This is a genomic window from Lactobacillus acetotolerans DSM 20749 = JCM 3825 (assembly GCF_001436775.1).
Classification (GTDB): domain Bacteria; phylum Bacillota; class Bacilli; order Lactobacillales; family Lactobacillaceae; genus Lactobacillus; species Lactobacillus acetotolerans.
In genome coordinates, this window is record NZ_AYZC01000065.1 from 1 (window position 1) to 3,981 (window position 3,981).

The following is a 3,981-nucleotide window of genomic DNA, read 5'->3' on the forward strand; positions in this document are numbered from 1 at the left end:
GCCATTCAGTTCATCACTGGTCTTGGCATAATGGTAGCCATCTGGAATATTCGCTGTGATAAAGCTATTGTCATCAGTTGGATCAAATGGCTTGTCCATATAACCATCTGGTGCCTTTATTGCTTTACCAACATCTTTACCTGTTCTAGCGTTTACATATTGAACACTCAAATTAGCTTCTTTATCGGCCTTATAGTAGAAAATAAACTCTGGCTGCGTAGTAGCACCTTTGATTAACTCATAACTTTGCTCCTTCGGATTAACTATGGTGTAACCAGTTGGTGCCTTTTGCTTTTCATCTGTACCACTGGCAGTAACAGTATCACCGTAAGCACCGCCTAGCCAGTAATCATCAACCTTTATACCTGGTACCTTATCGGTAGTCGGTTTATCATCTTGACTTTCTAGATAGTGCCAGACGTGAACTGCATCTTTATTGGTGCCATCATCTGGGACATCATCTCCAGCTACATAAACTGTTACTGTATAAGCTTGATCCGTGTATTTGATACTGCCATCATTCTTCGGCTGCGTCTCGCCATTCAATTCATCACTGGTCGTGGCATAATGGTAGCCGTCTGGAATGCTGGTCTTGATAAAGCTATTACTATCAGTCGGATCAAACGGCTTATTCATATAACCATCCGGTGCCTTTACTGCTTTGCCAACATCTTTGCCAGTTCTGGCATTCACAAATTGAACGCTTAAATGAGCTTCTGTATCAGCTTTATAGTAGAAGATAAACTCAGGATGCGTGGATGCATCTTTAACTAATTTGTAACTCTGATTACCTGGATTAACTAGTGTATAGCCAGTTGGGGCTTTTTGCTCTTCATCGGTGCCACTGGCATTGACCGTATCACCGTAAACACCACCCAGCCAGTAATCATTAACCTTTATACCTGGTACCTTATCGGTAGTCGGTTTATTATCCTGACTTTCTAGATAGTGCAGGACATGAACGGCATCTTTATTCGTACCGTCATTCGGTACCGAATCACCCATAACATAAACTGAGATTGTCTGGGTATCAGTAGTATAAACTGTCGTTTTTGCATCTGGTTGCTTATAACCTGTACCAGTTAATTCATCATCAGTAGCGTAGTGGTAGCCTGCAGGAATTTTACCTTTTAAATTAATTGTCTTACCGGTTCTACCACTTGGCTTATATGGATCGCCTACATTTTTGCCTGTTTTGGCATTTACATAGTTAATCGTTACATTGTTTTGTGTAATACCACGATAATAAAATATTAATTGCTTCTGTGTTGTCGCATTCGGATCCAATGTATAACTCTGATCACTTTGACCTGGTACTAATTCATAACCATTAGGTGCCTTTTGCTGGATATCCGTCGTTTTCGCCGTAACCGTTGTCCCATAAGCTTCACCTGCACCTAAAGTATAACTATCGACTGCAATATTTGGCACTTTATCAGTAGTTCCTTCTAGGTAGTGCTTAACAATCACCGTATGAATGCCATCATCCGGTACTGGGCTACCAGTTACGTAAACATTTACTGTTGTGCCTGCATAAGAATAACTTGCATTCTGAGAATCCATCCTAGAATATTGATAACCCTTTGGCATATTATCAGTAATATATTTTTTAAAAATTTTACTATCAGTAAAATCTAAAGCTTGAGCATTAGTATGACCCGTTGCTTTTGCTGTCCCAATTTGTTTATTATTTGCAGTATTAATAAACTTAAAATTAATAGTACCATTAGCATAGCTATACCAAGTACCATGATGATCTTTCCCATCAGTCAATGTAGCTATTTTAGTTGGATGAACAGGATCATCATAGCCAGGACTGAAAAGTTTAGAATCAGAGCCAATAAGAGTAGTAGGTCCCAAATTTATCTCTTCTAATTTATCATCACCCGCAAACATATTAGTAGTAGTGGTAGATTTTGTTTTAGTATCAAAATTTGAAATATTTAGACTCGTCAAACTAGAATCACTATTAAACATATTTTCCATAGTAGTGACGTTAGAAGTGTTAAAGCTACCAACGTTCAAACTTTTTAATGAAGTATCTCCATTAAACATCGAATACATAGTTTTAACATTAGCAGTATTAAAGCCAGATAAATCCAAACTTGTTAAAGCGGTGTCATATCCAAACATCCAATTCATATCGGTAACCTTATCAGTATGCCAATTCTGTAAACCAATAATATTGGTTAAACTAGAATCTTGCATAAATATACTATTCATTGAAGTTACATTATTGGTATTGAAATGTGAAACATCTATACTCTTTAATTTAGGATCATTAGAAAACAAAGCATCCAGTTTATTAAGATTGCTAGTATCAAAATAAGCTAAGCCTGTAATATCTTCTAAATTTGAAAAATGGCTAAATAAAGTACTAACGTCTTTTGCATTGTGTGTTACAGGACCTGTAATCTTTATATGTTTCATTTGATCCTCAGCACCAGCTGGAAGATCTCTAATACTCCAAAAATCTTCAATTTCACCTGCTCCTATTGTAGCGGTCTTAGTTGTCGGATCCCAACTAATCTTACTATTAACTGCTCCTAATGTTCCCAACAATGTAATAATACTTTGTGCAGCTTGAGTTAATTCAGGAGTGGTGACTGTTGTATTAGTAGAGCTAGAAGTTGAATCAGTAGCTGGTGTTTTATTTGTATCAGTTGTTGTATTATCTGCACCAGCTTTAGTATCTGTAGGTGTATTGTTATTAACATTTAAAGTAGTCAAAGCTGCAACATTAGCGTTTGCTTTTGTTTCAGCCTTATTTTTATTGTTTTGATCTACTTCCAGTGCGGCAGAATTCATGGCAGCTTGCATCGTGTTGTACTTAGCCATTAACTCTTTACCAGTTTGAATGGCATCCCGTAATTGCTTTTGTTTTTCAATCGTCATTTGGGTAAACTTGTCTGAATTTACGTATGCATTGCCTTTGTCAATGGCACTCTGTAAATCAGAGGCAGCAGCAGTTAAAGCAGCGTCTTTCTTTGGTGCAACTGGAATCTTTTCTGCAGGAGTCAAACTAGTAGACGGTGTTTTATCACCTTCTGCATTCGTTTGATCTTGATCATTTTTATCAGCATTTGTATCTTGGGCTGGTGTCTTGGCGACGTTATCCTTTGCATCTGCATTCTTAACGTCAGTGAAGAACATGGATAAGCCTGGGAAAGTACTCAAATCTGGTTTCACCGGTTGCTTTTCAGCAGCTGGTTCAGTTTGGGTAGAATCCTCTGTCTTATCAGACTGTTCCTTTACTTGTTCATTTGACTGCTCAGTAATTGGTCCTTGAGCAGCAGTGGTATCAGCAGCACCATTATCGGACTCTGCTTGTTTATTCTGCGGAGCAGTTGGTTGATCAATATTTGTTTGCTGCTTATTGGTATTTACATTATCAGCTCTGTTTTGAGCTTCTGGTTCATTTACTTGAAAGAATAAAGTTAATCCTGGAAAAGTTGCTAAATTTGGCTTCCTATCAATATCAGAAATAGCACCCGTGTTACTTGCACTGGTGCTATTATTTTCTTTATCTTGTTTTGCAGCAGTATCGACTGCTTTATCAGTTGAGGATGCAGTAGTGTTCTTACTTACAGCCTCAGTTGATGGAGAGTGTAATACCCCCCCCCCTACAGTTTTGGAGGTTTGGCTCTCAGAAACTATTTCTTGTTTATCTTGTTTTACTGGATTAAATGTGTCAGCTTTAGCTGATTGCGCAGTTATTCCCATAAAACTAAAACCTAACAGCACAGAAGCTGCACCGATGGCTAATTTACGAATAGAGAAACGGTCTTTTTTGGCCTGCATCTCCATCTTTCTTAATCGTTCTTTGAAATTATTTTTTCCTAACATACATACATCCTCAATTCAATAAAATTTATTTTTATCTAATTGTTACAATAACAATATTAAGACTCTAATTTAATAAAGTAACTGAAACTTGAAAGCCAGATACCATGCTCTTAGTGTATGATACCTGGCTTTCCC

The 3,981-nt window shown here is 37.4% G+C and carries 1 protein-coding gene; it reads right to left on the minus strand.

Features of this window, described 5'->3' with window-relative positions:
- On the minus strand, window positions 1-3,846 hold a 3,846-nt coding region (locus tag FC77_RS07330; RefSeq protein WP_156641854.1), incomplete at its 3' end, for a BspA family leucine-rich repeat surface protein.
- Between the last annotated feature and the right edge of the window lie 135 nt (window positions 3,847-3,981).